Origin of the sequence: Bacillus sp. RO1 (assembly GCF_012524115.1) — a bacterium.
Lineage (GTDB): Bacteria > Bacillota > Bacilli > Bacillales > Bacillaceae_I > Sutcliffiella_A.
The window spans coordinates 87,196-109,628 of the sequence record NZ_JAAZWB010000092.1 but is presented as its reverse complement, the minus strand read 5'-3'; the positions used below and the strand labels follow the sequence as shown (position 1 = coordinate 109,628).

At 38.9% G+C, this 22,433-nt stretch carries 25 protein-coding genes; 16 read left to right on the top strand and 9 right to left on the bottom strand.

The genetic code is table 11. The features are described 5' to 3' along the window. Window positions 1-128 precede the first annotated feature (128 nt). On the bottom strand, window positions 129-677 hold the full coding sequence (locus HC179_RS20865) for a PadR family transcriptional regulator (protein WP_168866109.1): 549 nt from the start codon (window positions 675-677) through the stop codon (window positions 129-131). 281 nt (window positions 678-958) lie between these two features. Between HC179_RS20865 and HC179_RS20860 the strand changes: the two genes are divergently transcribed. Continuing rightward, a complete protein-coding gene (locus HC179_RS20860; RefSeq protein ID WP_168866108.1) occupies window positions 959-2,218 on the top strand; it encodes an ATP-binding protein in 1,260 nt (419 codons plus the stop codon). A gap of 50 nt (window positions 2,219-2,268) precedes the next feature. On the opposite strand, the gene HC179_RS20855 is transcribed toward HC179_RS20860, so the two are convergent. After that, on the bottom strand, window positions 2,269-2,694 hold the full coding sequence (locus HC179_RS20855) for a hypothetical protein (protein WP_168866107.1): 426 nt from the start codon (window positions 2,692-2,694) through the stop codon (window positions 2,269-2,271). 218 nt (window positions 2,695-2,912) lie between these two features. Here HC179_RS20855 and HC179_RS20850 point away from each other — a divergent pair, with 218 nt between their 5' ends. The 6 genes from HC179_RS20850 to HC179_RS20825 all read left to right on the top strand — a co-directional run bounded on the left by HC179_RS20850 (window position 2,913) and on the right by HC179_RS20825 (window position 6,365). Then, window positions 2,913-4,244, top strand: coding sequence for an MFS transporter (locus HC179_RS20850; protein ID WP_481747982.1), 1,332 nt, complete (start codon window positions 2,913-2,915; stop codon window positions 4,242-4,244). A gap of 160 nt (window positions 4,245-4,404) precedes the next feature. Next, the gene (locus tag HC179_RS20845) at window positions 4,405-4,851 is read left to right on the top strand and encodes a TlpA disulfide reductase family protein (RefSeq protein WP_148978504.1); all 447 of its coding nucleotides are present in this window, start codon (window positions 4,405-4,407) and stop codon (window positions 4,849-4,851) included. 129 nt (window positions 4,852-4,980) lie between these two features. After that, window positions 4,981-5,409, top strand: a complete 429-nt coding sequence (locus HC179_RS20840; RefSeq protein ID WP_168866106.1) for an Hsp20/alpha crystallin family protein — start codon at window positions 4,981-4,983, stop codon at window positions 5,407-5,409. 14 nt (window positions 5,410-5,423) lie between these two features. After that, entirely contained in the window at window positions 5,424-5,630 is a 207-nt protein-coding gene (locus HC179_RS20835; RefSeq protein ID WP_168866105.1) for a hypothetical protein, read from the top strand. Between the two features lie 16 nt (window positions 5,631-5,646). Continuing rightward, window positions 5,647-6,066 (top strand): spore germination protein GerPC, encoded by a 420-nt coding sequence (gerPC, locus tag HC179_RS20830; RefSeq protein WP_168866104.1) that lies wholly within the window; start codon window positions 5,647-5,649, stop codon window positions 6,064-6,066. Further along, window positions 6,066-6,365 carry a hypothetical protein gene (locus HC179_RS20825; RefSeq protein WP_168866103.1) on the top strand — a complete coding sequence of 100 codons (300 nt, stop codon included), beginning with the start codon at window positions 6,066-6,068 and terminating at the stop codon, window positions 6,363-6,365. The genes gerPC and HC179_RS20825 overlap by 1 nt, the downstream gene beginning before the upstream one ends. Here HC179_RS20825 and HC179_RS20820 read toward each other — a convergent pair. Further along, the gene (locus HC179_RS20820; RefSeq protein WP_168866102.1) at window positions 6,362-6,604 is read right to left on the bottom strand and encodes a hypothetical protein; all 243 of its coding nucleotides are present in this window, start codon (window positions 6,602-6,604) and stop codon (window positions 6,362-6,364) included. The genes HC179_RS20825 and HC179_RS20820 overlap by 4 nt on opposite strands. A 13-nt stretch (window positions 6,605-6,617) precedes the next feature. Next, window positions 6,618-6,863 (bottom strand): hypothetical protein, encoded by a 246-nt coding sequence (locus tag HC179_RS20815; RefSeq protein WP_168866101.1) that lies wholly within the window; start codon window positions 6,861-6,863, stop codon window positions 6,618-6,620. A gap of 229 nt (window positions 6,864-7,092) precedes the next feature. On the opposite strand from HC179_RS20815, the gene HC179_RS20810 reads away from it, so the two are divergent. From HC179_RS20810 to HC179_RS20785, 6 genes are all read left to right on the top strand, one after another. After that, window positions 7,093-8,295, top strand: coding sequence for a M20 metallopeptidase family protein (locus HC179_RS20810; protein ID WP_346775170.1), 1,203 nt, complete (start codon window positions 7,093-7,095; stop codon window positions 8,293-8,295). Window positions 8,296-8,307: 12 nt separating this feature from the next. Continuing rightward, entirely contained in the window at window positions 8,308-9,612 is a 1,305-nt protein-coding gene (locus HC179_RS20805) for an amidohydrolase (RefSeq protein WP_168866100.1), read from the top strand. Window positions 9,613-9,654: 42 nt separating this feature from the next. Continuing rightward, the gene (locus HC179_RS20800; RefSeq protein ID WP_168866099.1) at window positions 9,655-10,983 is read left to right on the top strand and encodes a helix-turn-helix domain-containing protein; all 1,329 of its coding nucleotides are present in this window, start codon (window positions 9,655-9,657) and stop codon (window positions 10,981-10,983) included. Window positions 10,984-11,129: 146 nt separating this feature from the next. Beyond that, complete coding sequence (locus tag HC179_RS20795; RefSeq protein ID WP_205825415.1) at window positions 11,130-12,662, top strand: AbgT family transporter; 1,533 nt, start codon at window positions 11,130-11,132, stop codon at window positions 12,660-12,662. A 97-nt stretch (window positions 12,663-12,759) separates the two neighbouring features. Further along, the gene (locus HC179_RS20790) at window positions 12,760-13,026 is read left to right on the top strand and encodes an HPr family phosphocarrier protein (protein WP_168866098.1); all 267 of its coding nucleotides are present in this window, start codon (window positions 12,760-12,762) and stop codon (window positions 13,024-13,026) included. 177 nt (window positions 13,027-13,203) lie between these two features. Further along, window positions 13,204-14,193, top strand: coding sequence for an acyltransferase family protein (locus HC179_RS20785; RefSeq protein WP_168866097.1), 990 nt, complete (start codon window positions 13,204-13,206; stop codon window positions 14,191-14,193). Between the two features lie 453 nt (window positions 14,194-14,646). Here the strand turns inward: HC179_RS20785 and HC179_RS20780 are convergent, their stop codons facing one another. Further along, entirely contained in the window at window positions 14,647-15,102 is a 456-nt protein-coding gene (locus tag HC179_RS20780) for a VOC family protein (protein WP_168866096.1), read from the bottom strand. A gap of 148 nt (window positions 15,103-15,250) precedes the next feature. Further along, entirely contained in the window at window positions 15,251-15,532 is a 282-nt protein-coding gene (locus HC179_RS20775; RefSeq protein ID WP_168866095.1) for a hypothetical protein, read from the bottom strand. Between the two features lie 96 nt (window positions 15,533-15,628). On the opposite strand from HC179_RS20775, the gene HC179_RS20770 reads away from it, so the two are divergent. After that, window positions 15,629-16,075 carry an NUDIX domain-containing protein gene (locus HC179_RS20770; protein WP_168866094.1) on the top strand — a complete coding sequence of 149 codons (447 nt, stop codon included), beginning with the start codon at window positions 15,629-15,631 and terminating at the stop codon, window positions 16,073-16,075. Window positions 16,076-16,447: 372 nt separating this feature from the next. Then, window positions 16,448-18,172: a ribosomal protection-like ABC-F family protein gene (abc-f, locus tag HC179_RS20765; protein WP_168866093.1), complete on the top strand. Its 1,725-nt coding sequence runs from the start codon at window positions 16,448-16,450 to the stop codon at window positions 18,170-18,172. Between the two features lie 56 nt (window positions 18,173-18,228). Here the strand turns inward: abc-f and HC179_RS20760 are convergent, their stop codons facing one another. The 3 genes from HC179_RS20760 to HC179_RS20750 form a co-directional block, all read right to left on the bottom strand. Then, window positions 18,229-18,738, bottom strand: a complete 510-nt coding sequence (locus HC179_RS20760) for an LURP-one-related family protein (RefSeq protein WP_168866092.1) — start codon at window positions 18,736-18,738, stop codon at window positions 18,229-18,231. A 64-nt stretch (window positions 18,739-18,802) separates the two neighbouring features. Further along, on the bottom strand, window positions 18,803-19,477 hold the full coding sequence (locus HC179_RS20755) for a LysM peptidoglycan-binding domain-containing protein (RefSeq protein ID WP_168866091.1): 675 nt from the start codon (window positions 19,475-19,477) through the stop codon (window positions 18,803-18,805). A gap of 159 nt (window positions 19,478-19,636) precedes the next feature. After that, a complete protein-coding gene (locus HC179_RS20750) occupies window positions 19,637-20,668 on the bottom strand; it encodes an SDR family oxidoreductase (RefSeq protein ID WP_168866090.1) in 1,032 nt (343 codons plus the stop codon). 345 nt (window positions 20,669-21,013) lie between these two features. Between HC179_RS20750 and HC179_RS20745 the strand changes: the two genes are divergently transcribed. Then, window positions 21,014-22,210, top strand: a complete 1,197-nt coding sequence (locus HC179_RS20745; protein WP_168866089.1) for an MFS transporter — start codon at window positions 21,014-21,016, stop codon at window positions 22,208-22,210. Window positions 22,211-22,433: the final 223 nt, after the last annotated feature.

Genomic DNA, 22,433 nt, shown 5'->3' with positions numbered 1-22,433 from the left:
GCTCAAGCACCGCCCCTAGGAAAGCGAAGCCATTTGTGGAGATCAACAGCGGTATTTAGAGCCAATACCTATGACACCTAAATTGTTCGTCTTTTATTAGGCTTTTTTAGTTTTGTCCCAGCCTCTTCTTATTTATCTTCTTGAGTAAATACCCCTTCTTCTGCATCTTTCTTCAATCCTTGTAGCCACTTTAATTCAACTTGACATAGATCATGGGCATTTTCCATGATGGCTTGTGAGCCTTTAGGGGCGTGGATACCATATTGTTTATACACTCTTTCAAGCATTTCAAGCTGCATTTTGGTATGAGAAATCCTCTCTGTAAGAGCTTCGCTTATCAGGCTTGCATCTCCAAGGTGAATAAACGCAAGTGCGGTGTACATCGGATGGTAATGCGTGCTTTCTGCTTGTAGCTGCTTTTTTAGTAACTGTTGAAAAGCTTCTTTTCCAGCAGGGGTTATGCTATATATGGTTTTATCAGGACGTGTCTGATCTGTTACCACTTGTTTTACTTTAATTAGTTTTTTGTTGAGCAACTGCTCCACAGCATAATAAAGGGAGCCCTTTGCCATTTTGATATATTGTTCCATATTCCGTTCATGCATCACTTGTTGGATCTCATAGGGATGCTTGTCTCCTTCCATAAGAAGACCCAGTATTACAAGTTTTATTGCCAAGATTCGTTCACACCTTTGTCATGAAAGAGTGGTTTGTTTTTATTATAAAGCAAAGAAGGGAAAGCGGGTACTAATAATGGGTTTTGAAAAGTATTCCATATTTCTAAAATCCGACTATTCATGTGAGTATTAATAAAAAAATCGTATGCTTATAGACGAACTCTATTAAGAAGCCTATAATGTATGGGGTGTAGAAATATAAAATTTAACACTTTACCCGTTAAATTGAGTCGTTTGGGTAATGTAAGTAATGTTGTTATTAATTGGAGGATTTGTTGTGAATGATTTATCTAATTAAACCGTTAATTGTTAATATAACCATCATTTTTTCTCTGATGTTCAATGCAAATCTATTTTTTCCCTTCAGTAAAAGAAAACCCCTTAATTTTAATAAGCAAACCATACTAGGTCTGTTCAGTGCATTTTCCGCAACGCTTTGTATGCTATATCCCATTGAAACACTAGAAGACACCAATTTTGACTTTAGGATGATACCTATCCTTATTGTTACTTTGTATGGAGGCTGGTATCCAGGGCTGCTTTGTACGGCTATCGTGGTAATGCTTAGATACTTGATTGGTGGAGAATATGTTTACATTGGTATCGCGGTTTCCATTTTGGCATTTGGAGTGGGAATATTGTTCCGTTCTGGCTTCCTTGGAAGTAAAAATAAGGTGTTGTATGGGGTAATCGTTATTTTATTTTATTATTTGGTATATATTTTCATCCTGTTCAGTACCGTATCTTTTTTAGATATTAATTTTTACATTGTTTATTTTCTTGCATTCGGTCTTTCTTTTACGGCTTTGATATATACAATAGAAAAATTAATCATTGCTAATCAGCAGTTTGATGAGACATTGTATCTTGACAAGCTTTCAACTGTCAGTCAAATGGCAGCAGCATTTGCCCATGAAATTAGAAACCCCATCACAACTGTTAGAGGATTTATTCAGTTTATCAACTCCGACACTAAAGATGAAAATTTAAAGCAATTTGCTCCACTGATACTTGATGAATTGGACCGGACCAATAAGATCATTACAAATTATTTGACAGTAGCACGTCCAACAAACTTCACATTGACTTATATCGATGTTAATAAAGCTCTTCAAGACTCAGTTGAATTGCTTAGACCGTTCGGATCGTACCGGAATGTTTCCATTGACCTTAAATTAGAAGAAGAACATTATATCTATAGTGATGAACAACATTTAAAACAGGCGTTAATGAACATCATTAAAAACGGAATTGAGGCAGTGGAAGAGGAGCAAGGAGGCTATGTTAGAATACTGAAGAAACCTGCAGATGAAAAAGGGCAGGTTGAAATTACATTCGTTGATAATGGTATAGGGATGGACGAGGAGCAGTTAGGGAAACTCGGATTACCCTATTACACGACTAAAACGAAGGGAACAGGATTAGGCAGCATGATAACGAACAGGTTGATTCACGAAATGAAAGGTAAAATTCATTACGAAAGCAAGGTTCATAGCGGAACAACCGTTACTGTGTTATTGCCAACTGTAAGAAAAAAATAAGTGAATAAGAGAGGCTGAGGTTGAACGGAGGATCAACCTCAGCCTCTTTTTTATTTTTTCCAAAGAGATACTTCACCAGTTGTTCGATTGACCTTGTACCATCCTCGTGATAATTTTTCTGGATGGTTATTAAAATATACAAGGTCTGATGCATGGAATACATAATAATCCCCGTTAGTACCTTCATAAGTTATATTTGTATTATCATGCCTAGTGAGCTCCAAATACTCGATAACACTTGATTTTGCTTCTTGCTTAGAGATGTTTTCCTGGCTGCTTTTATCTCTGGCATTGTCTACGTTTATTAACACCTCATTACGTGAATCTCTAATTAACTCATCATTGGACATCAAACCAGGTTGTTTTCTTTCTTCTGTTATAGATGGACCTTTTACGTTTTCTTTTTCGTTTTGATTAGTACAAGCACATAAGAGTACGATTACCAATGAAAAAATAAACAGTGTTTTTGGTTTCATGATTGTCACCTTCCTTAATATTCTCCATGTCGATTACTGATAGTATGAAGTAGGAAGAAAGATTTCATGCAAGTTAGCTCTTACGGTGAAGGTGAGCAGCATATAATCGATATAAGAGGCATGATGTAAATATTACGTAAAAAATAAAGAAGAAAGCAGGAGTGGAGGGTTTATTAGAGAATAGTCTTCCTATAACATTAAAGATGGAGGAAAGATCAATGGCAAATATGGAACCAAAAATGGAACAAAGAAGCATACAAGAAAAACCAAGATCTCCCTGGGCCCTATATTTCTCATTACCTATAATTTCTTGGGCTTTTTACGACTTTGCCAATACTATTTTTTCATCCAATATCATCACGATATTTTTCCCTTTTTATCTACAGGAAGTGATTGGGACAAATGAAAGAATGGATCAAATTGCAAGTACCTTTCTTTCTTACGCAAATGCAACTGCCAGCTTTTTTCTGGTTTTGTTTTCCCCATTATTCGGTGTAATGATTGACCGAACAGGTAAAAGGAAAAAGTTTATCATCCCTTTTACTTTAATCGCTGTTTTTTCTACCATCTTCATGGGCGTCTTTGCATCCCTTCAAACTTCCCAAACTATATTCGGATTGCCCATCAGTTTTGTTTTGGTGCTTTTATTGTTTGTGGTTGCTAAATTTTTCTTCCATTCCTCTCTCATTTTTTATGACACGATGCTTCCAGACCTGGGAACTAAAAAGGAGCTGCCATTAATATCAGGGTTCGGAATTGCCGTTGGGTATTTGGGGACATTACTTGGGCTTACTGTATACCTATACGTAGGGGATAGTGATTTTCATCGTGCTTTCATCCCGACCGGAGTATTATTTCTTTTATTCTCCTTGCCTTTGTTTTTTATTTTTAAAGAAAAGCCGAAAGAAGTTCAAGAGAAAAAATCATTTTTCAGCGGCTATAAAGAAATATTTCAGACGTTTAAAGAAATGCGCCTGTATCGTCCTGTATTTCTCTTTATGATTGCTTATTTTTTCATCAATGACGCAATTGCAACAGCGATTGCGATGATGGCTATTTATGCTAGGGCTATCGGAGGCTTCTCGGCAACTGAGTTTATCCTGCTTTATCTGGTCTCGACTGTTTCGAGTATAATTGGGTCGTTTATATACGGATATATTTCCAGAAATATTGGCTCCAAACTCGCAGTTGCATCTGTAGCGGGACTCTTAATAGTGGCATTATGTTTTGCTGTATTCGCCATTGCTCCTTGGATGCTTTGGCTTGCAGGAAGTTTGTTTGGAGTAGCGCTTGGTGCAACATGGGTCACATCCAGAACGTTTATCATTGAGTTGACACCAGAAGGAAAAAGAGGACAGTTCTTCGGCCTTTTCGCCTTTTCGGGAAAAGTATCTTCGATTGTTGGACCTCTACTGTATGGTACGATCACACTGATACTTGCAGGTTACGGAAACCTAGCAAGCCGAACAGCCCTTGGCTCCCTAATCATCCTAGCCTTCATTGGCCTAATCATCACCCTAAAAGTACCATACAAAAAAGAAGAAGCGTAAGTCAGCTTCTTTTTTTTGTCCCTAAGCACTTTAATTTAATTATCTATTGATAATAAGTATAATCTGGTTGACAGAAAATAATGATATGAATATAATATAAAACGTATTAAATAATAATAATTATAAAAAGATAACTCGTATAATAAAAGGAGAGAGAAGAATGAAATTAAGAGAACAAATGCCTGAACTAACAGGAGCAACAGAATGGATCAACGAAGAAGTTACGATGGACGAGCTAAAAGGAAAAGCTACGCTTATCCACTTCTGGTCAGTCAGCTGCCATCTATGTAAAGAAGCAATGCCGGAAATAAATGAACTGCGTGACGAATATGACGACGATTTGAACGTAATTGCAGTACATATGCCTCGTTCAGAAGATGACCTTGATATCGGCGTGATACGTTCCATGGCAATGGGCCACGACATTACACAACCGATTTTTGTAGATAGTGAACACAAACTTACAGAAGCCTTCGAAAACAAATATGTACCAGCCTACTACGTATTTGACGAAGAAGGGAAACTTCGTCATTTCCAAGCTGGCGGAAGCGGAATGAAAATGCTAAAAAAACGCATTAACCGTGTTTTAGGCATTGAAGAAAAATAATATTGGGCAACCAACAGGTAAAGAGGAACCGTAAACATGGTTTCTCTTTTTTGTCCGAATAAAAGCAGGAACGTCCCACATATACATAGTTAAAGAATACTAACGAGAATTCTGTTGGGGAGGAGGCTGATGAAAAAGAAGCATACAAACCCATGGGAAACAATGAACGATAAAATTGATGAAGTATTAGGAGATAAATTTTGGAAAGACATGCTACCCGTTATACCAAAGCGAGTCCCTCTTATAGACATAATAGAAACAGAAGATAAAGGACTAATAATAATGGAACTTCCGGGGTTGAAATCTACGGAAGACATCCAAATCTCCGTTAAAAACAACCAGCTTTTTATTAAAGGAAGCATTCCATATCCCTACCCCGTACCAAGAGAAAACTTACTTCAAGGAGAAAGGTTTTTTGGTGACTTTCAGCGGGTAGTTCAAATTCCCTTTTCGTTCATGCCAGAAAAACTGACTGCACAATATAAGCAAGGATTACTGACACTCATATTTCAGAAGAATGCACAAGATGTTTCAGTTGAAATAGATTTTATAGAATGAAAGGTGGGGGCAGGTTGAAATTTGAGGTGAAGGATTTCAAAGTGGATATTATGATGAATTCATCTTCTTTAAATAAAGGAAAAAACGTTAGCTGGAATACAAAGTCAACCCAGAACGAAAACCAAGGCTTTGGAATTATTTCAGGCGAAAGAAATTCAATCCGGCAATCAAGTAATACTGTAAAAAGCCAAAGTGGCGGAAACGAACAAACATCTTCCTAAATGGTTGTGATGATTCATGTCTAACAAAGATGAGTTGGAAAAAAGAGTTCAAGACTTAGAGAAGAGAATAGAACTGCTTACAACACTTTTTAATAAGATAGGCAATTCTAGGCAACAGGATGTCCATTATCATATTAACACGCTGGAGATCGGGAGCGCTCAGATAGAAAAGCTTGACTATCATCTCGATAGTATCGCAATAGAACAGCTCAGCGGTACGCTAAATATCGGAAATAATTTTGACGCAAAAGCAAAAGATGTGACTTCCCTTCAGAAGCCAACTTTTAAAGAAAAAAAGGAAGAACAAAAGAAAGTAGTCCCGGTTTATCGTCCTTTAAGAAAAAAGCATGAAAAAAAAGAGGAAGACCAGCGCATAAGTGTTATAAGTAGGAAAAGTGGATTTTCTGTTAAAATAAATGGGAAGGAGGAGAGTTAATGTCTGATTATTCCCCTAATTTCTTTATAGGAAGCATCCGGATTGGTGTGGTGGAAAGTGCCTCATGCATCAATATGGGCAACAATTACCCTACACAGTTTCAAAGTCATAAAAAGCATAACCAAGGGGTAGGAAACATAAGTGGCGATGAAAATGATATTCATGGAACAAAAAGCCAGGTTAGTGACTCTTCCTTTATTGATTTGTTTGAGCAATCAGATTCGCAAGAGCTTCCTAAATGGCTCCAGGATGTGATAAAAGAAAAGGAGGAAATACAAGATGGAGAAGAAGCCAATTAATTGTTAGAGCTATTTTGTATTGGCATATCCACTACATCAGGATCGTGGACGATGTTTATGTTGGACTCAGAATGGTTATCTACCCCCGCTATTAAACCAAACCCCATATTCGCTTTTTGGTAGGATCTCCAGTTAGCCTGCATGTTTTCCCCTGTGAAGATACCGGAACAACTCATAATGGACATGACTTCTATTTTATCAAGTAGAATATGAATTTGCGACGAATGCTTTCTTTTCAAAAAAAGCCCTCCTTTAGAATTGTGCGGTTGGTTGTGGATTATTAATTTCCGGACTTGAAATGGAAGTATCGACACCGTCTGCATCAAACACGATACTACAAATATTTGTAACTGCTACCGCCCCTATTTCAATTCCATTCCCTATGTTTATTTTTCCTTGTGTGCTCCAGTCAGGCTGGTTGTTCTGACCTGTGACAACAGCAGAACTTTGACTGATGCTATTAACATTAATCTGATTAAAAATAATGGAAACTGGCAAAATGAACCCTCCGATCCATGGCCTCTTTGGACTTCTTTTATGTAGCGTATTCTTGTAAAGTGCCGAACGTGAAGAAAGTGTTGAATTAACAGAAAATAAAAAATGTTTGTTGAAATTAACGAGGAGTATGATAACATATAATTGCGGCATAATTAAGGAATATTTCCTTTAATAAAAAATTTAGAATTTCAAACATAGAAGACACAACTTGAAAGGAAGTGCTACATAGGTGTCTCATACAATACCGGCAATAGATGAAATGTTACGTAAGCAGTTAATTGAATTTAGGAGAGACCTTCACCAGTTTCCAGAAGTCAGCGGTGAAGAGTACGAAACCTCTCAGAAAATTCAAGGGGAGTTGAGTAAACATGGCATCTTGTTTAAAACAGGTTTTGCCAAGACAGGTGTCCTTGGAATAATAAAAGGTGCAAAGCCGGGTCCAACTGTTGCTTTAAGGGCGGATATTGACGCGCTACCGATTACGGAAAAAACCGATTTACCATTTTCCTCTCAAAAGGCAGGAAGTATGCACGCTTGTGGACATGATGCCCATACAACCATGCTTTTAGGAGCTGGAATTTTATTGAATGATAATAAAAATGAGTTATCTGGAACGGTACTATTAGTGTTTCAACCGGCTGAAGAAGCCTCACCAAATGGTGGGGCTAAACCAATGATGGATGATGGAGTGTTTGATGAATATGTGCCTGACGTAATTTTTGGACAACATGTATGGCCGGACCTGCCTGTGGGCCAGATAGGGATTCGGTCTAAAGAAATGATGGGGGCAACCGACCGCTTCACAGTTGTGATTAACGGTTCAGGTGGTCATGCTAGCATGCCACATCAAACAAATGATGCCATCGTAGCTGCTAATCACGTGGTGACCATGCTACAAACCATTGTTAGCAGGAATGTGAATCCAGTCGATGCAGCCGTGGTAACAGTGGGAAGAATAGAAGGCGGATATAGATATAACGTGATAGCCGATACTGTAACGTTAGAAGGTTCTATACGCACCTATAAAGAAGAAACAAAAGCAAGAGTGAAACAGAGATTCCATGAAGTTGTGAACCATGCAGCAAAAGCTATGGGTGCAACTGCTGAAATTGAATATATTGATGGGTATGAAGCAACCATTAATACACCTGAGTGGGCTGAGATCGTCAAAGAAACAGCGATGGATGTACTGGGTTCTGAGGAGGCAACACCAACTGTGGACCCTTCACTTGGAGGGGAGGACTTTTCAAGGTTCTTAAATCAGTATCCAGGGGCTTTCTTTTGGCTTGGCTCCGCCATAGAAGGAGTAGAAGTCCAAAAACCTCTCCATGACCCAAAGTTCGAATTCAATGAAAAAGCTCTACCAATAGGTGTGAACATGCTCGTTAGGGTCACATTGAACGCTTTGGAAAAACTGCAACATACAAGCTAGGAGGCGGAGAAGATGGCTGTAGAGCTTTCTGATATTATTGCAAAAATGGCGGATTCCTTGATTTCCTGGCGCAGACATTTTCACATGTTTCCCGAACTAGGTTGGACTGAATACGAGACCACCTACCTTATTGCAAAGGAACTAGACAAGCTTGGATATACACTATACACGGGAAAAGATGCCCTAGTATCTGAAGAAAGAATGGGCGTTCCAACTGATGATGCCCTACGTTTTGCTGAAAATAGAGCCCTTAAAAACGGGGTACCTACAGAATGGATATCTAAAATGGAAGGTGGCCATACAGGCCTAGTTGCAACGCTTGATACAGGAAAACCAGGCAAGCATATCGCGCTTCGTTTTGATATTGATGCCCTTCCTATTTCGGAAAATAAATCTTCATTAAAGGACCATTTTCCAACTTCACAGAAATTCGCCTCAGTATATCCAAATGTAATGCACGCATGTGGCCATGATGGACATGCAGCAATTGGACTTGGTGTAGCGACTCTTCTTGCAACCTATCAAGAAAAGTTGTCAGGAAACTATACCCTGCTTTTTCAACCGGCAGAAGAAGGAAGCAGAGGGGCAAAATCAATGGTGGCAAAGGGTTGGTTGGATGATGTAGATGTATTTTTAAGTGGTCATATTGGAATTACTCCGATGCCGATTGGAGAAGTGGTGGCATCTGCACATGGATTTCTAGCAACATCCAAACTCGATGTTTCATTCATCGGGAAGTCAGCACATGCAGGTGTAGAACCCCAAGAAGGAAGGAACGCCTTGCTTGCTGCTGCCTCCTCATCCTTACACCTACACGGTATCCCAAGGCACTCAGGGGGTGAAACGAGAATTAACGTTGGTACGCTTGAAGCAGGTAGCGGTAGAAATGTCATCCCGGATCATGCGGCCATGTCATTGGAAACACGTGGGGAAACAAGTATCCTCAATCAATATATGGAGGACGAAGCCGCTAAAATCATTCAACATACCGCAGCTATCTATGGTGTGGAATGTGACATCCGTCTAGTGGGTAAAGGAGTGGAAGCATCCTCAGAACAAGGATGGAAAGAGTTCTTAGATGACGCAACCAAGAACAGCAAGCTGGTGAACAAGGTAATGGAGACGTTGCCACTTAAGGCATCAGAGGATGTAGCGTATATGCTCAACCATGTTAGAGACCGAGGAGGAAAAGCCACTTATTTTATCTTCGGTACCCCACTTGCAGCCGGCCATCATCATCCACAATTCGATTATGAAGAGAAGGTTCTTGAAGTAGCACTTGACGTATATATATCCTCTATTCTATCTTTATCCTAGAATAGAAAAGTGTGGTATTTCCGCTTTATATGAGGTGAAAAAGTGAAAGTTAAAATAGGTATTATCGGTCCGAGCGATTCGATTGAGAGAATTATGTTAGTAGGAAAAGAATTTAAGAATGTAGAAATGTTTTCTTTTCCTTATACAGCTTTAGACGAAATTAATCTAATCATCCATAACAACAAAGGGTCAGTCGACCAATGGATGTTTTCTGGTCAAGTGCCATTCACGTATGCAATGTCAGAGAACCTCCTTGAAAAAAATGAGGGTGGATTCGCAGAACTTTACGGTTCTAGCTTTCTAGGGACCTTATTGGAAGTGCAGATAAAAGAAAAGAAGATTCTTGAGACTGTTAGCCTTGATACAATCAGACAAGACAGAATTGAAATGAATAGAAACTTTTTCTCGCTTCAAGCAATCAACTTTCATTCGTATTCTTATGAGGGAATTGTCCCTGTAGAGGACTTGGTTTCTTTTCATCAAGAGCTTTATGAAAATAATAAAATAGAGGTAGCATTTACTTGTATCCAAGCAGTTTATAGAAAACTGAAGAAACTAAATATCCCATGCTATCGTGTCATTCCTTCTGATCTTGCGATATTGTCTACATTAGAAATACTAATAGAACGCGCGCATTCATTGCGTTACAGAAAATCCCAAATTGCCATTCTCGGTATCGAAGTCATTCATACTAAAGCCTCCCTTGAAGAAATGCACTACTCTCATAAAATGAAAATCAAGGAGCTGGAATTAAAAAGATTGATGCTCCGATTTGCAGAAGAGGTGAATGGTTCATTTGTTCAATTTGGAGACGGGCTCTTTTTTCTCTTCACTACAAGAGGGGAGCTTGAGTGGCATATTGAAGGAGATTCATTGCTACAATTGGTCGAAGACATCAATATACAAAGTGGTTTGAGAGTAAGGCTAGGACTCGGGTTTGGAGAGACGGTGCTTGCTGCAGAAGAAAATGTACGCCAGGCCTTTCACCATGCGCGAGAAGAAGGGTCCTCCACACTTGTCTGTGTTAATGAGGATAGGGAAGTGACAGAATTCTTTGGATCTACAGAAAAGCTTTCCTTTCAATCTCGCTCACTAGGGGTTGAGTGGGAAGAGAAGCTGAAGGATCTTGCTATTAGCCCAACCATCGTGTCAAGAATAAAGTCATTGGCACACTACTATCAAAAGGATGTCGTAACATCACAAGATTTGGCGACTTGGCTGAAAAGTACAGAAAGAAATGCACGGCGAATACTTACTGAAATGGAAAGGTCAGGGCTGATAAAAGTTTCTGGGGAAGAACAATCAGGACACCGTGGAAGACCAAGAAAAATATACAAGCTATCGTTTCTGCGAATAGATGGGAAATCTTAGTTAGATTTCCCAGTGCTCACAAACAGGTAAAATGACTGAAAATTTATTTTATTATAAATGTAACGAATGTTGTGATTGAATAATATCCAAAAATTATAATGATTTTCGGAACAAAAAAGGAACTATACCTAAAAGGAGTGAGGAAAATGAGTCAATTACAAACACAGCAAGAGAAATCTACCTCGATGCTCGATAGATTTTTAGGGGGTGTCGAGCGGCTAGGGAATAAACTACCAGATCCTTTTATGCTATTTGTCTATTTATCTCTTTTTATCATTGGAGTCTCCTTTGCAGTCAACCAATTTGGAGTAACAGTTGAACATCCCGGAACTGGGGAAGAACTAGCCATTAAAAGTTTATTGTCGGGAGAAGGAATTGAATTCATCCTAACTTCCATGCTAACAAACTTCACTGGATTTGCACCTTTAGGCTTAGTGTTGGCAATGATGCTTGGAATAGGACTTGCCGATAAGGTCGGGTTAATTGAAGCTGGTATTAAAAAAACCATCTTAAATTCACCAAGAGCTTTCATCACCTATGCTGTAGTTGGTACTGGTATTCTAGGGAATCTTGCGTCTGATGCCGCATTTGTTATTGTACCGCCACTTGCTGCGATGATTTTTTATACAGTAGGCAGGCATCCGCTTGCAGGGCTTGCGGCAGGTTTCGCGGGTGTTGGAGCCGGTTTTACAGCCAATGTTATTGTTGCTGGAACCGATGCATTATTGTCAGGGATTGCGACAGAAGCCATTAAACCTTTTGACGAGTCGCTAATCGTCACACCTGTGGACAATTATTATTTCATGGTGATTTCTGTGTTTATCCTTGCTATAGTAGGTGCATTAATTACAGAAAAAATTATTGAACCGCGTCTTGGGACATATAAAGGAAAAGTCGACAAGGAACTAGAAGAACCTAATCCTCTTGAAAGCAAAGGGCTAAGAAATGCGGTTATTGCAGGTGTCGCGTATTTAGTACTCTTGGCAATTGGTGTATTTTGGCCTGACTCCATTTTAAGGAATGAAGACGGTGGATTGGTTCCTTCTCTGTTCCTGACAGCTATCGTACCAATTACCCTATTCTTTTTTATCGTAGTTGGCGTTGCTTATGGAATAACCGTTGGGAAAATAAAAAATACTGCTGATGTGCCAAAATTGATGACAGAATCCATGAAAGATATGGCAGGATATATCGTACTAATATTCGCTGCGGCGCAATTCATCGCATACTTTAACTGGTCCAACCTTGGAATTTGGATTGCTGTTAATGGAGCGGGATTCCTAGAAAGCATGAATTTGACGGGGATTCCTGGAATCATTGGATTTGTCATTCTTGCAGCAGTATTGAACTTGATCATTTTCAGTGGATCTGCACAATGGGCATTAATGGCACCTATCTTTATTCCAATGTTTTGGATGCTAGATTATCATCCAGCATTCATTCAGGCGGCTTTCCGTATTGCCGATTCGTCCACTAATATCATTACTCCATTGAATCCATATATTATTGTCGTTTTAGCGTTTATGAAAGATTATGATAAAAAAGCAGGGCTTGGAACATTAATCGCTTTGATGTTGCCATACAGCCTTATATTCTTGGGTGTCTGGATTATCTTACTTGTTATTTTTGCACTAGGTGGCATCCCTATTGGACCTGGTGTTGAGATGATGATTAAATAATCCACTTTAGGCAAAAGTACTATTTTACGAAAATTATTCATGAAGTCATTCACCCTCACATACCATATATAAATTTGGTAATGTGGGGGATTTTTTTATGGTATCCAAGCAAATAACAGTTGCACTTGAAAACGGACTTCATTCAAAGCCAGCTCACTACTTTGTCGAGAAAGCAAGTAGTTTCGTTTCTGAGATATGTGTTGTTAGGCACAATAAGATCATTGATGCTAAGAGTTTCCTCGGGCTATTGTCGCTAGGAATATCCAATGGGAGTGTTGTGACAGTTAAAGCGGAAGGATCGGATGAAAAGGAAGCAGTAGAGTGGCTCACTAGGTTTTTAAAAGGGGAAGAAGTGTTGTATTAACAAAAACGGGTGGATCAAGGTGTCCATCTGTTTTTTTGTGGATGGTGAAAGGAAATTTTTACATTCCTCCAACGGACATGTTCATGTTATACTCTTCGAATGAATATATATCCATGTTTATATGGTGCATAAATATGGGTAAATACCTTCGTATAACTTGAAATGGAGGAGAACACCATGAAAACTCGCGATTCCTTCTTTGATAATGCGAAGTTTATATTGATTTTTCTTGTTGTATTTGGACATATCATTTCGCCGTATAGAGCAAATGATGAGTGGCTTGTGTCCATTTACCATTTTATCTTTATTTTTCATATGCCGGCCTTTATCCTATTAGCCGGTCATTTCAGTACCAACTTTCATAAAAAGGGCTATTACGTAAAAATTATTACGAGATTATTAGTACCATATTTAATTCTTCAGACCATCTATACGCTGTTTTACAGTCAGCTTTATGCAGATCCATCTATGACCTTGGAATACTTCACTCCGAGATGGGCAATGTGGTTCTTATTAAGTATGATTGCTTGGAAGCTGATGTTGCCACTGTTTGGGAAATTACAGCCACGCTTCAGTATTCCTTTGGCTATACTCCTGGGTATCGTTATCGGTTTCGTTGATATCCCTGAAAGGTTTTTAAGTTTGGATCGAACGTTTTATTTCTTTCCATTCTTTTTGATAGGTTATTATTTAACGAGAACAGACTTATTTGAGAAGTTGAAACATGGTGCATACCGTGTTCATGCTTCGGTATTTCTTGTCGTGTTGTTTGCAGGTATTTATGTTTGGTTAGGTGGAATTGATGGAGCGAGTATTCTGTATGGAACTTATACCTTCTCCTCTGTGACCGATATGCTAATCCGTATCGGCATTTATGCAGGCAGTATGCTTGTTACCATTGCATTTTTCGCATTGGTGCCTAAAGATAAATATATCTTTACCGGTATTGGACGTAGATCGTTTTATGTGTATATCCTACACGGCTTTATCATCAAGTGGTTCTTTGAAACGAGCTTTGGCCAAGCGGTCAACTCACCTGCAGGGTATATCTTGCTTCTGTTGTTGAGTATCCTGGTGACAGTGGTAACAGGAAATAAATATGTGGTAAAAGCTATACAGACGCCTTTTGGGTATCTAAGGGAAAGTTTGTCGTTGAAGAATGGTTAATGATTGGAGCCGCTCCGGTAACCTTTATGGTTGCTGGAGCGGCTTTTTATATTGGAGTGGTTTTGCGGGGCTGCTGTTGGTGCTTTTTTAAACAGTAATGGACTCATTAAGGCGTGCAGGTTGCATTTTGTAAGAAATGGTGTATTTTAGAAGGAAAATAGCTACTTTATGGATGTGAAAAAATGGTTTGGTCAAAATTCTCCTTGCTTCGGACATTTAAACCTTGAAAAACTGGAAGGTTCGGTCAAATCGATATGATGTTCGGTCAACTTTTAACGGGGGTTCGGTCATTTCGATTTTTAGTTCGGCCAATTATCGGAAAACTTCGGTCAGCTTTTCAAAAACTTCGGTCAACTTTCAAAAATCTTCGGACATTTGCTATGGACAGCCCCAAAATTAACAACCAATTAACCTCCCTCAGCATCTGCGCTGCCAAGTAACAATAAATCCTTATTACTGAAAAGTCTTTTCCCACTCGCTCAAATGTAAGACACCTAATTCAGTTTTGGGTTCCTGGTCAAGTAGAGCGAGATACTCCAAGCTATTGCCGTCCGGATCCGAGAAATAATAGCAGGCAGCGGGCATCCATGCGTGCACAACGGGTTCACTTGCATCCAATCCAAAGCTCGGGGAGATTTCAATCCCTTTTGCATGTAAAAATTCTGGGATACTCCGCAATTGTTCAAGCGTCACCTTGAAGGCAAAATGGGAGCGAACAAACTCATGCTTATTAACCTCCCAAACTCCAAGCATCTGCTGCTTCTTTTCTGCATTACCTAAAAAGAAAAATGCTACTCTCCGATCTTCTAAATAGTAAGCAAGCTCCAATCCTAGGCTTTTGTAGAATCTTACAGCCGTTTCCAAATCAACCGTTTTCACATGCGTTTCATATAATTCCATGTTTTTCATTGAAAGTAACCTCCTGATAATTAAGAACTACTTTTATTGTATTAGGAGTCTTTCAACCAGACCTCCGGAATAAGTGCGAAGCCCTCATACAACTTTAGACGGAAAAAACACACAACCTTATGTGGTTATGTGCTTGGGTTACACTAATTTATGGAGTTTGTTTATCTAATTCTTTTGCCGTCATTTTGACTGTGCGATAGTTGTTCACAACCCAGATCCCTAACAGTGAGAGAACGGTGGACATCGTGATGATAGCGGGTAATAAGTCGGTAATTCTTGCAATCAGACTATAAAAGATTCCAAAACTGACCATTGTTAGAATGACACTGACAAAATGAACTTTTTTGTTCAGGTAAGCCATTAATCCGCCCCCTGAAAAAACAAGCATACCTAACAAGAATAGTGCAATCATTGGAAAGAAATATTCCATGTCTTACATAACCTCCGTTATGTTGGTTTCTGTTTCTTTATGTATAGTATATCATAAAAATGAGAAAAGATTCAGATAACGGAGAGGAGTCCTTTTATGAAGGTTAGACAAGCGGTTGGTGCAATTGTAATAATAGGCAAGGAATACATACTAATACTAAAATCAAAAATAAATACGACCGAAGGCAAAAAAGAAATCCAGGGTGAATGGGATTTTATCAAGGGTGGGGTAGAGAAAACAGATTCCTCTCTTTGTAAGGCTGTCCTAAGAGAACTGAAGGAAGAAACAGGAAAGGACACCTTTTATGTTATAAAAGAATTTGAAGAAAAAATAAGCTTTAAATTTCCTCAAGGTATAGCAGAAAGGATAGGATATCATTCCCAAGTGACAACCATGTTTCTTGTTGAGTATAAAGGGGATAACAAAGATTGGTTGCCACAAGATGACGAGATCAGTGAGATTGGTATTTTCAAAAAAGAAGATGTGCTTAGAAAGCTTGCCCACGAGGAAACAAGGGAATATTTTATAAAACATTGCTTATAATTACGATTGACAATTTTGAAAAGGGAAAATATACTAATAATGCAATACTATACGAGAAAAGGAAGGTACAAGGCGCGATGTGGAATTAATCTATTTCTTAGGAGTGAACTCATGTGATTGATAAAATGAGGAACCTGGAGAATTGGATTAGTCTGCCCATTTTTACCTGCCATAAGTATCGGTGTATAGTTGTTTCGCTAGCCATTATGGATTAGTGTTATTTTGTGATACTTACTTGTAGAATAGGCGTTGTTTGCATATGCATTCGACTTTTCTTTAAAACCTCTCCAGGATTCTGGGGAGGTTTTTTGTGATGATTGATACGATGGCTGCTCATTTATAAACAAAAAACTAATAATGAGGTGCATATGTATGACAGTGATACTACAAGTGAAACAAATGAATAAAAGCTTTGGGGAACGGGATATTTTGAAGAATATCTCTTTTGATATAAGAAATGGTGAAAAAATTGGGTTGGTCGGTTGGAATGGTGCGGGGAAGACAACGTTGATGAAGTTAATGATGGGAGCAATCAAACCGGATTCGGGAAGTATTACTAGATTTCCAGCTTCATTAAAGGTCGGGTATCTTCCTCAAACCACCGATTATACCCTTAATCCAAATGAAGAAATGATGGAGGAAGCCAAAGACCTCTTACGTACGGCAAGTGAGTTGGGACTTGCAAAATCTATCACACGGGATGAAGTCTCCAACGACACTCTAAGCGGTGGCGAGAGACTGAAGCTGGCTTTGGCAAAAATCTGGACGCAATTTCCGCAGCTGCTCTGCCTGGATGAACCGACTAACCACATGGACATGAAAGGTGTGAAATGGCTAGTATCAGAACTAAGTAAGTTTTCTGGTGCAGCAATTATCATCTCTCATGATAGATATTTCTTGGATAAAACGGTTTCTAAGATTTATGAAATAGAAGAGTGTACGTTAATGGAGTATGAAGGGAATTACACAGCCTATCGCAAAGAGAAACAACGACGTCACGATCAGCAAACCCGTGACTTTGGAAAGCAACAGCGAAAAATAAAATTGATTGAAGATCAAGTTGCCAATTTGAAACAATGGTCTGAAAAGGCGCATAGAGAAGCGGGGAAGAGAGATAACCCTGGGGAACGCAAGCAGATGGGGTTAAAAGAATTTGAACGTGTAAAAGCAAAGAAAAAGGATAATCAAATTAAATCAAAGACAAAAAGGTTGGAACTCGAACTGTCCAAACATAAAGTAGAAAAGCCGAAGGAAGAAGTCCAGGTCAAATTTGAATTTGAAACGGACGGGAAAAGAGGTAAAAGAATTCTAGAGGCGAAAGGGCTAACAAAACAATTTGGTGATAGACTTCTATTTGAAAAAAGTCATTTTTATGTGAAACATGGAGAAAGAATTGGGTTAATAGGTGAGAATGGGGCAGGGAAAACGACATTTATCAAAATGCTACTGGGGCAGGAATCTACTTCAAAAGGTTCCCTATGGAAAAGTACTTCTTTGAAAATTGCCTATCTGAGCCAGGAAGTCAATGATATGCCATACAATAAAACTGCAATTGAATATTTAGACCTGAATGGGTGGGAACGTGTTTCAAAGGCTCGGACGATCTTTGCAAATATGGGGATGCAGGAAGAAAAACTGACGAAACCTCTTGAAACCCTGAGCCTAGGCGAAAAGACAAGGGTCAAATTGGTTCACATGATTATGCAGGAATATGATGTCTTAATCCTGGACGAACCGACCAATCATCTGGACTTACCAAGCAGGGAACAGATGGAGGCTACCTTGTCTACGTTCAATGGTACCCTGATTGTTATCTCCCATGACCGCTATTTTATTGAGAAGCTATGTGACAGGCTGCTTGTGATTGAAGATAAAAGAATCAAACGAGTGGAAACCGGTCTAAAGGAGTATGAGGAGAGTATGAAGAAAGAGACTTTAACTACTGTAAAAGAAACTAGAGAGAAGATTGCAGTATTAGAGGCAAGAATAACGGAATTGCTAGGGAAGATTAGTATGGTGGATAGGGAAAGTGATGAATATTCCTCCATGGATGAAGAGTTGTTGCAATTGATGCAATTAAAAAAGGAATTAGCATAAAAAAAGGCAGTCGGGAGGTCGAAACGGACCTTTTGACTGCCTTTTTCCATATAGAATTATGTTGCCGCAGAACCGTTTTGTGAACGTCGTCTTTTCTCAATAGCGTTCATCCCCATCACCACTGCGACGAGTTCCTCGGTATCAAGATCCGGAGTGTAATCAGACAATTGAAAGGCCGGTGACTCAAAGAAGCTGTCTATTCTTTTGAATTCGGCAACCAATTCATCGTTTGCGTCAAACAATGTGTAATCCCTTGAAAAAGCTGGACTTTCCAATCTGTAAATTCCTCGACCGTGTGCTTTGTACTCATAGATGGACTTAAAGAAAGCAAAGCGTTCGCGAAGTTCTCCAATCTCGTTTTCCTGATGGTCTTTTACAAACCATTTGTTAGAGAAAAAACCAAAGCTGCCGCTTACTATAATATCGCCAGATGGAGTATTAACATCTACAGCAGCAGAAAAAGCGCTCCTTAAATCTAATTTTCCAATGATTTTTTGATCCTCATCAAATATCTCCGTTTCTCCAGAAGAGAAGAAGTTATCTGAAAAATAGACAGTCTTTTTCATTTGCTGTTCCTCCTTTATTCTATAGCTTTTAATACGATTAAGAAGGAAAATGGTTTCAATTATTTTAGTTTAGTCTTAATTCCTGCCCTGAATAAATAGTGTAGGAGCTAAGATTATTCAGTTTTTTTAATGCATTAACGCTTACTCCATACTTCTTAGATAAGGAATACAAGGTGTCTCCTTTTTCAACTGTAATGGTGAACCTCTCAGGAGAAGGGGAGAGGTACAATCTTTGGCCAATTTTTATGATGTCGGAAGTTAGGTTGTTCCAGTCCTTTAGTTGCTCTACCGAAGTATATGACTTTTTGGCTAACGAGTACAGTGTATCCCCTTTTTTCACTACCATAATGACAGGAGCTTTAACTAGTAGTTTTTGACCGGTATAAATATTGTCATAGGTTAACAGATTCCATTCTTTTAATTTCTTTACGGTAGTTCCGTGAGTTTTTGCAAGTGAGTAAAGTGTGTCACCCTTTTTCACAACGATGTCTGTTACTTCTTTAATGACGAGCTTCTCTCCAGCAATGATCTTAGAACTTTTTAAATCATTCATTTTTTTGAGCTCATCAATGGTGACATTGTACTTCTTAGAAAGGCTATACAGCGTATCTCCTTTTTTGATGGTAATTACCTCATTATCATTTGTCGCAAAAGCTGGTTCAAAGGATGAGAAACCAAGTGCACCCGAAAGTCCAAGTGTAATAGCTAAAGCTAGCACGGCTCTTTGATGTTTTTTCATGTTGAACACTCCAATTTAGAAAAATTTGATTACACTTACTTTGACGTTGTTGGTTGAAATTTGTCGCTTGTACAAGGAAAATAGTTAAGCCCATTTTATTTAAGTAGAGAATGAAAAAAACCTGCGAGTACTACCATCGCAGGCTTTCTAACATATGATTTATGCTCTGGTTTTCCAAGCATTCAACACATTTTGTTCTTTCTCTTTATGAATTCCAGCTTTTCTCTCTTCATCTTTTCTTGATGATTCAAAGTCCAGTACGTCCCGTACCGTTTCTTCTAATGGTCGAACTTCCAATCTGTGCTCCAAGGCTTTCTCAATATTTATGGAACTTGCCCCGCGCCAAGGATCACTGCCCTCTACAAGTGGATGCTCTTCTGGAATCCAAAGTGGCATTTCTGTCCAAGGTGCAACTTGTTGTTCCAATAAGAAACTTTCGTCTGCCCAGATAAATTCCGCGTCTGAAGCTGAGACCTGTTTACAAGTGGACAGGTAACCCTCCATTGTTGCAGGGGGTGTCGGTCCTGTTACGTTAAAAGTACCGGTTATTTTTTCATCTGCCATTTTCAGTATCCATAGAGCCATATCTCTTGCGTCAATATACTGTATTTCTCTTTCTTTTCGGCCTGGCGCTAACACTTCGCCGCCTTGAGCAACCCGATTAACCCAGTAGGAAAAACGATCAGAATAATCATGTGGACCAACCAGTAGCCCAGAACGGACATGCAATACTTTATTAGGCATATTTTTTTCTGCGGCGCGTTCACTTTCTGCTTTCAACGCGCCATAATGGGCATTGATCTGCTCTTGTGTTCCATAGCCTATTTCTTCTATTTCTTTTTCCGTTAAGGATTGTACGGGATAGTCCTCCTTAATATTAGGGGGAATCCAATCTTTATAGACTGAAATGCTTGAGATAAAAGTATAGTGTTCTACTTTATCCGCAAGTATCCTCGTAGATTCAGCTAAAGCTTTAGGGGTATATCCGCAAGTATCAATGGCCACATCCCATTTTCCAGCTTCAAGAAGGGAAAGGTCTTTATTGCGATCTCCTACAATGCATTCCACCTGTGGAAACAAATCAAGATGATTTCCACGATTGAACATCGTCACTTCATGGCCTTGCTTTAACGCTTCTTCTACGATAAATCTTCCTAAAAAACGCGTACCGCCAATCACTAAAATTTTCATATGTAGGCCTCCAAGAATAGTTTATAGTAAGCTAATTCTCTATTACAGACAGATAATCCTCTTTTCTGCAAAATAGGTCCTAAAATTGTGGGCTTTTATGCAACCTTTCTTTGCACAGGAAATTCCTCAATCGCCGGATTATTTGAATAATCGCCCGTAAAGTAGAAAAAATCGCCCGTAATCTTCATTTACCGCCCGATACTTTGCAAAAGCTGCCCGATTCACATTTTGTTGTAAATCCAATCAGGATTAACTTCTTCCATTGACACTGGCCTCTAAAAGTCATAAAATACTAAGGTTGATTTATTAAGAGGCACGAAATAAATAAGAGGAAGAAGTGACAAAATGGCACCTGAGCAACGTAAAAAAATGATTATTTTAATGATAAATATGTTTATTGCCGTAGGGAGTTTCGGGATAATTATACCGATTCTTCCGGCATACCTTGATTCCATCGGGCAAGGCGGATTGGCTGCTGGACTCATGATTGCCATATTTGCTGGTGCGCAGTTCGTCATGTCACCACTGGCTGGGAAATGGGCCGATCAATATGGACGACGAATTATGATTATTCTCGGATTGGCGGGATTGACCTTATCCATGTTCGTTTTTTATGGATTTGATTCAGTTTGGATGCTTTACTTTTCACGTGTCATAGGTGGGATAGGAGCAGCCCTTTTAATTCCTGCCCTATTTGCATATGTAGCGGATATTACCACGATGGAACAACGCGCGAAGGGGAACAGTTACATTTCCGCTGCCATGTCGTTGGGTATCGTAATTGGACCTGGGATTGGCGGATTTTTAGCTGATTTTGGATTAAAGACTCCTTTGTTGGTATCTGCGTTGATTTCACTCGTGGCAACTGTTTTCTCAATTCTTGTGTTAAAAGAAAGCAGAGAAAAAGAAACGATATTGGCTCAAGAGGTAAATCCAGAGCCGATGATCAAAAAGCTGGCATTATCGGTTAACAAACCGTATTTTATACCACTTATTATTACGCTAGTGATGAGTTTTGGATTAATGGCTTATGAGTCTGTCCTTGGATTATTCATCGATAATCAATTTGGAGCAACCCCACAGGAGATTGCGGTAATGATTACTGCAACAGGAATAATCAGTGTAATTGTTCAGCTTTTTGTCGTAGATCGAATTGTACGTGCTATTGGGGAAGGCAATGTATTAAACATCTTTTTATGTGTAGCGGCAATTGGTTTCTTGGTATCTTTATTTGCATCAAGCTATGGTGTGTTCTTTGGGGTCACTTTAATTATCTTCTTGGCAACTTCTATCTTAAGACCTGTCATCAATACATTAATTTCTAAGTTGGCAGGCAATGAGCAGGGATTTGCGATGGGAATGAACAATGCGTATATGAGTATTGGAAACGTATTGGGGCCAACACTTGCAGGGATTCTTTATGATATTAATATCATCTACCCGTTTATACTAGGTTTATTAGTTCTTAGTATAACTATCCTTGTTTCTGTTACATGGCAATCGAAGCAGAAAAAGAGATTGGCTCAAGTAGAAGCAAATTAAATTCTTATAAGAAAATTCAGATAGCCTATTTACTTTTAGATAATAATACCATATGATTAATAATGTAATAAAAATAAACGGAAGCGAGGGATGTTTTATGAAAAAGTTAATTGTAGTGAACCCATCTCAACTAAATAATAAATCACAGCCCTTGCATGGAAACCGTTAAATTATCTTGTTCCTTTACCGATGAGATTGTAGATTTCCATGGGGCTGTGACGTA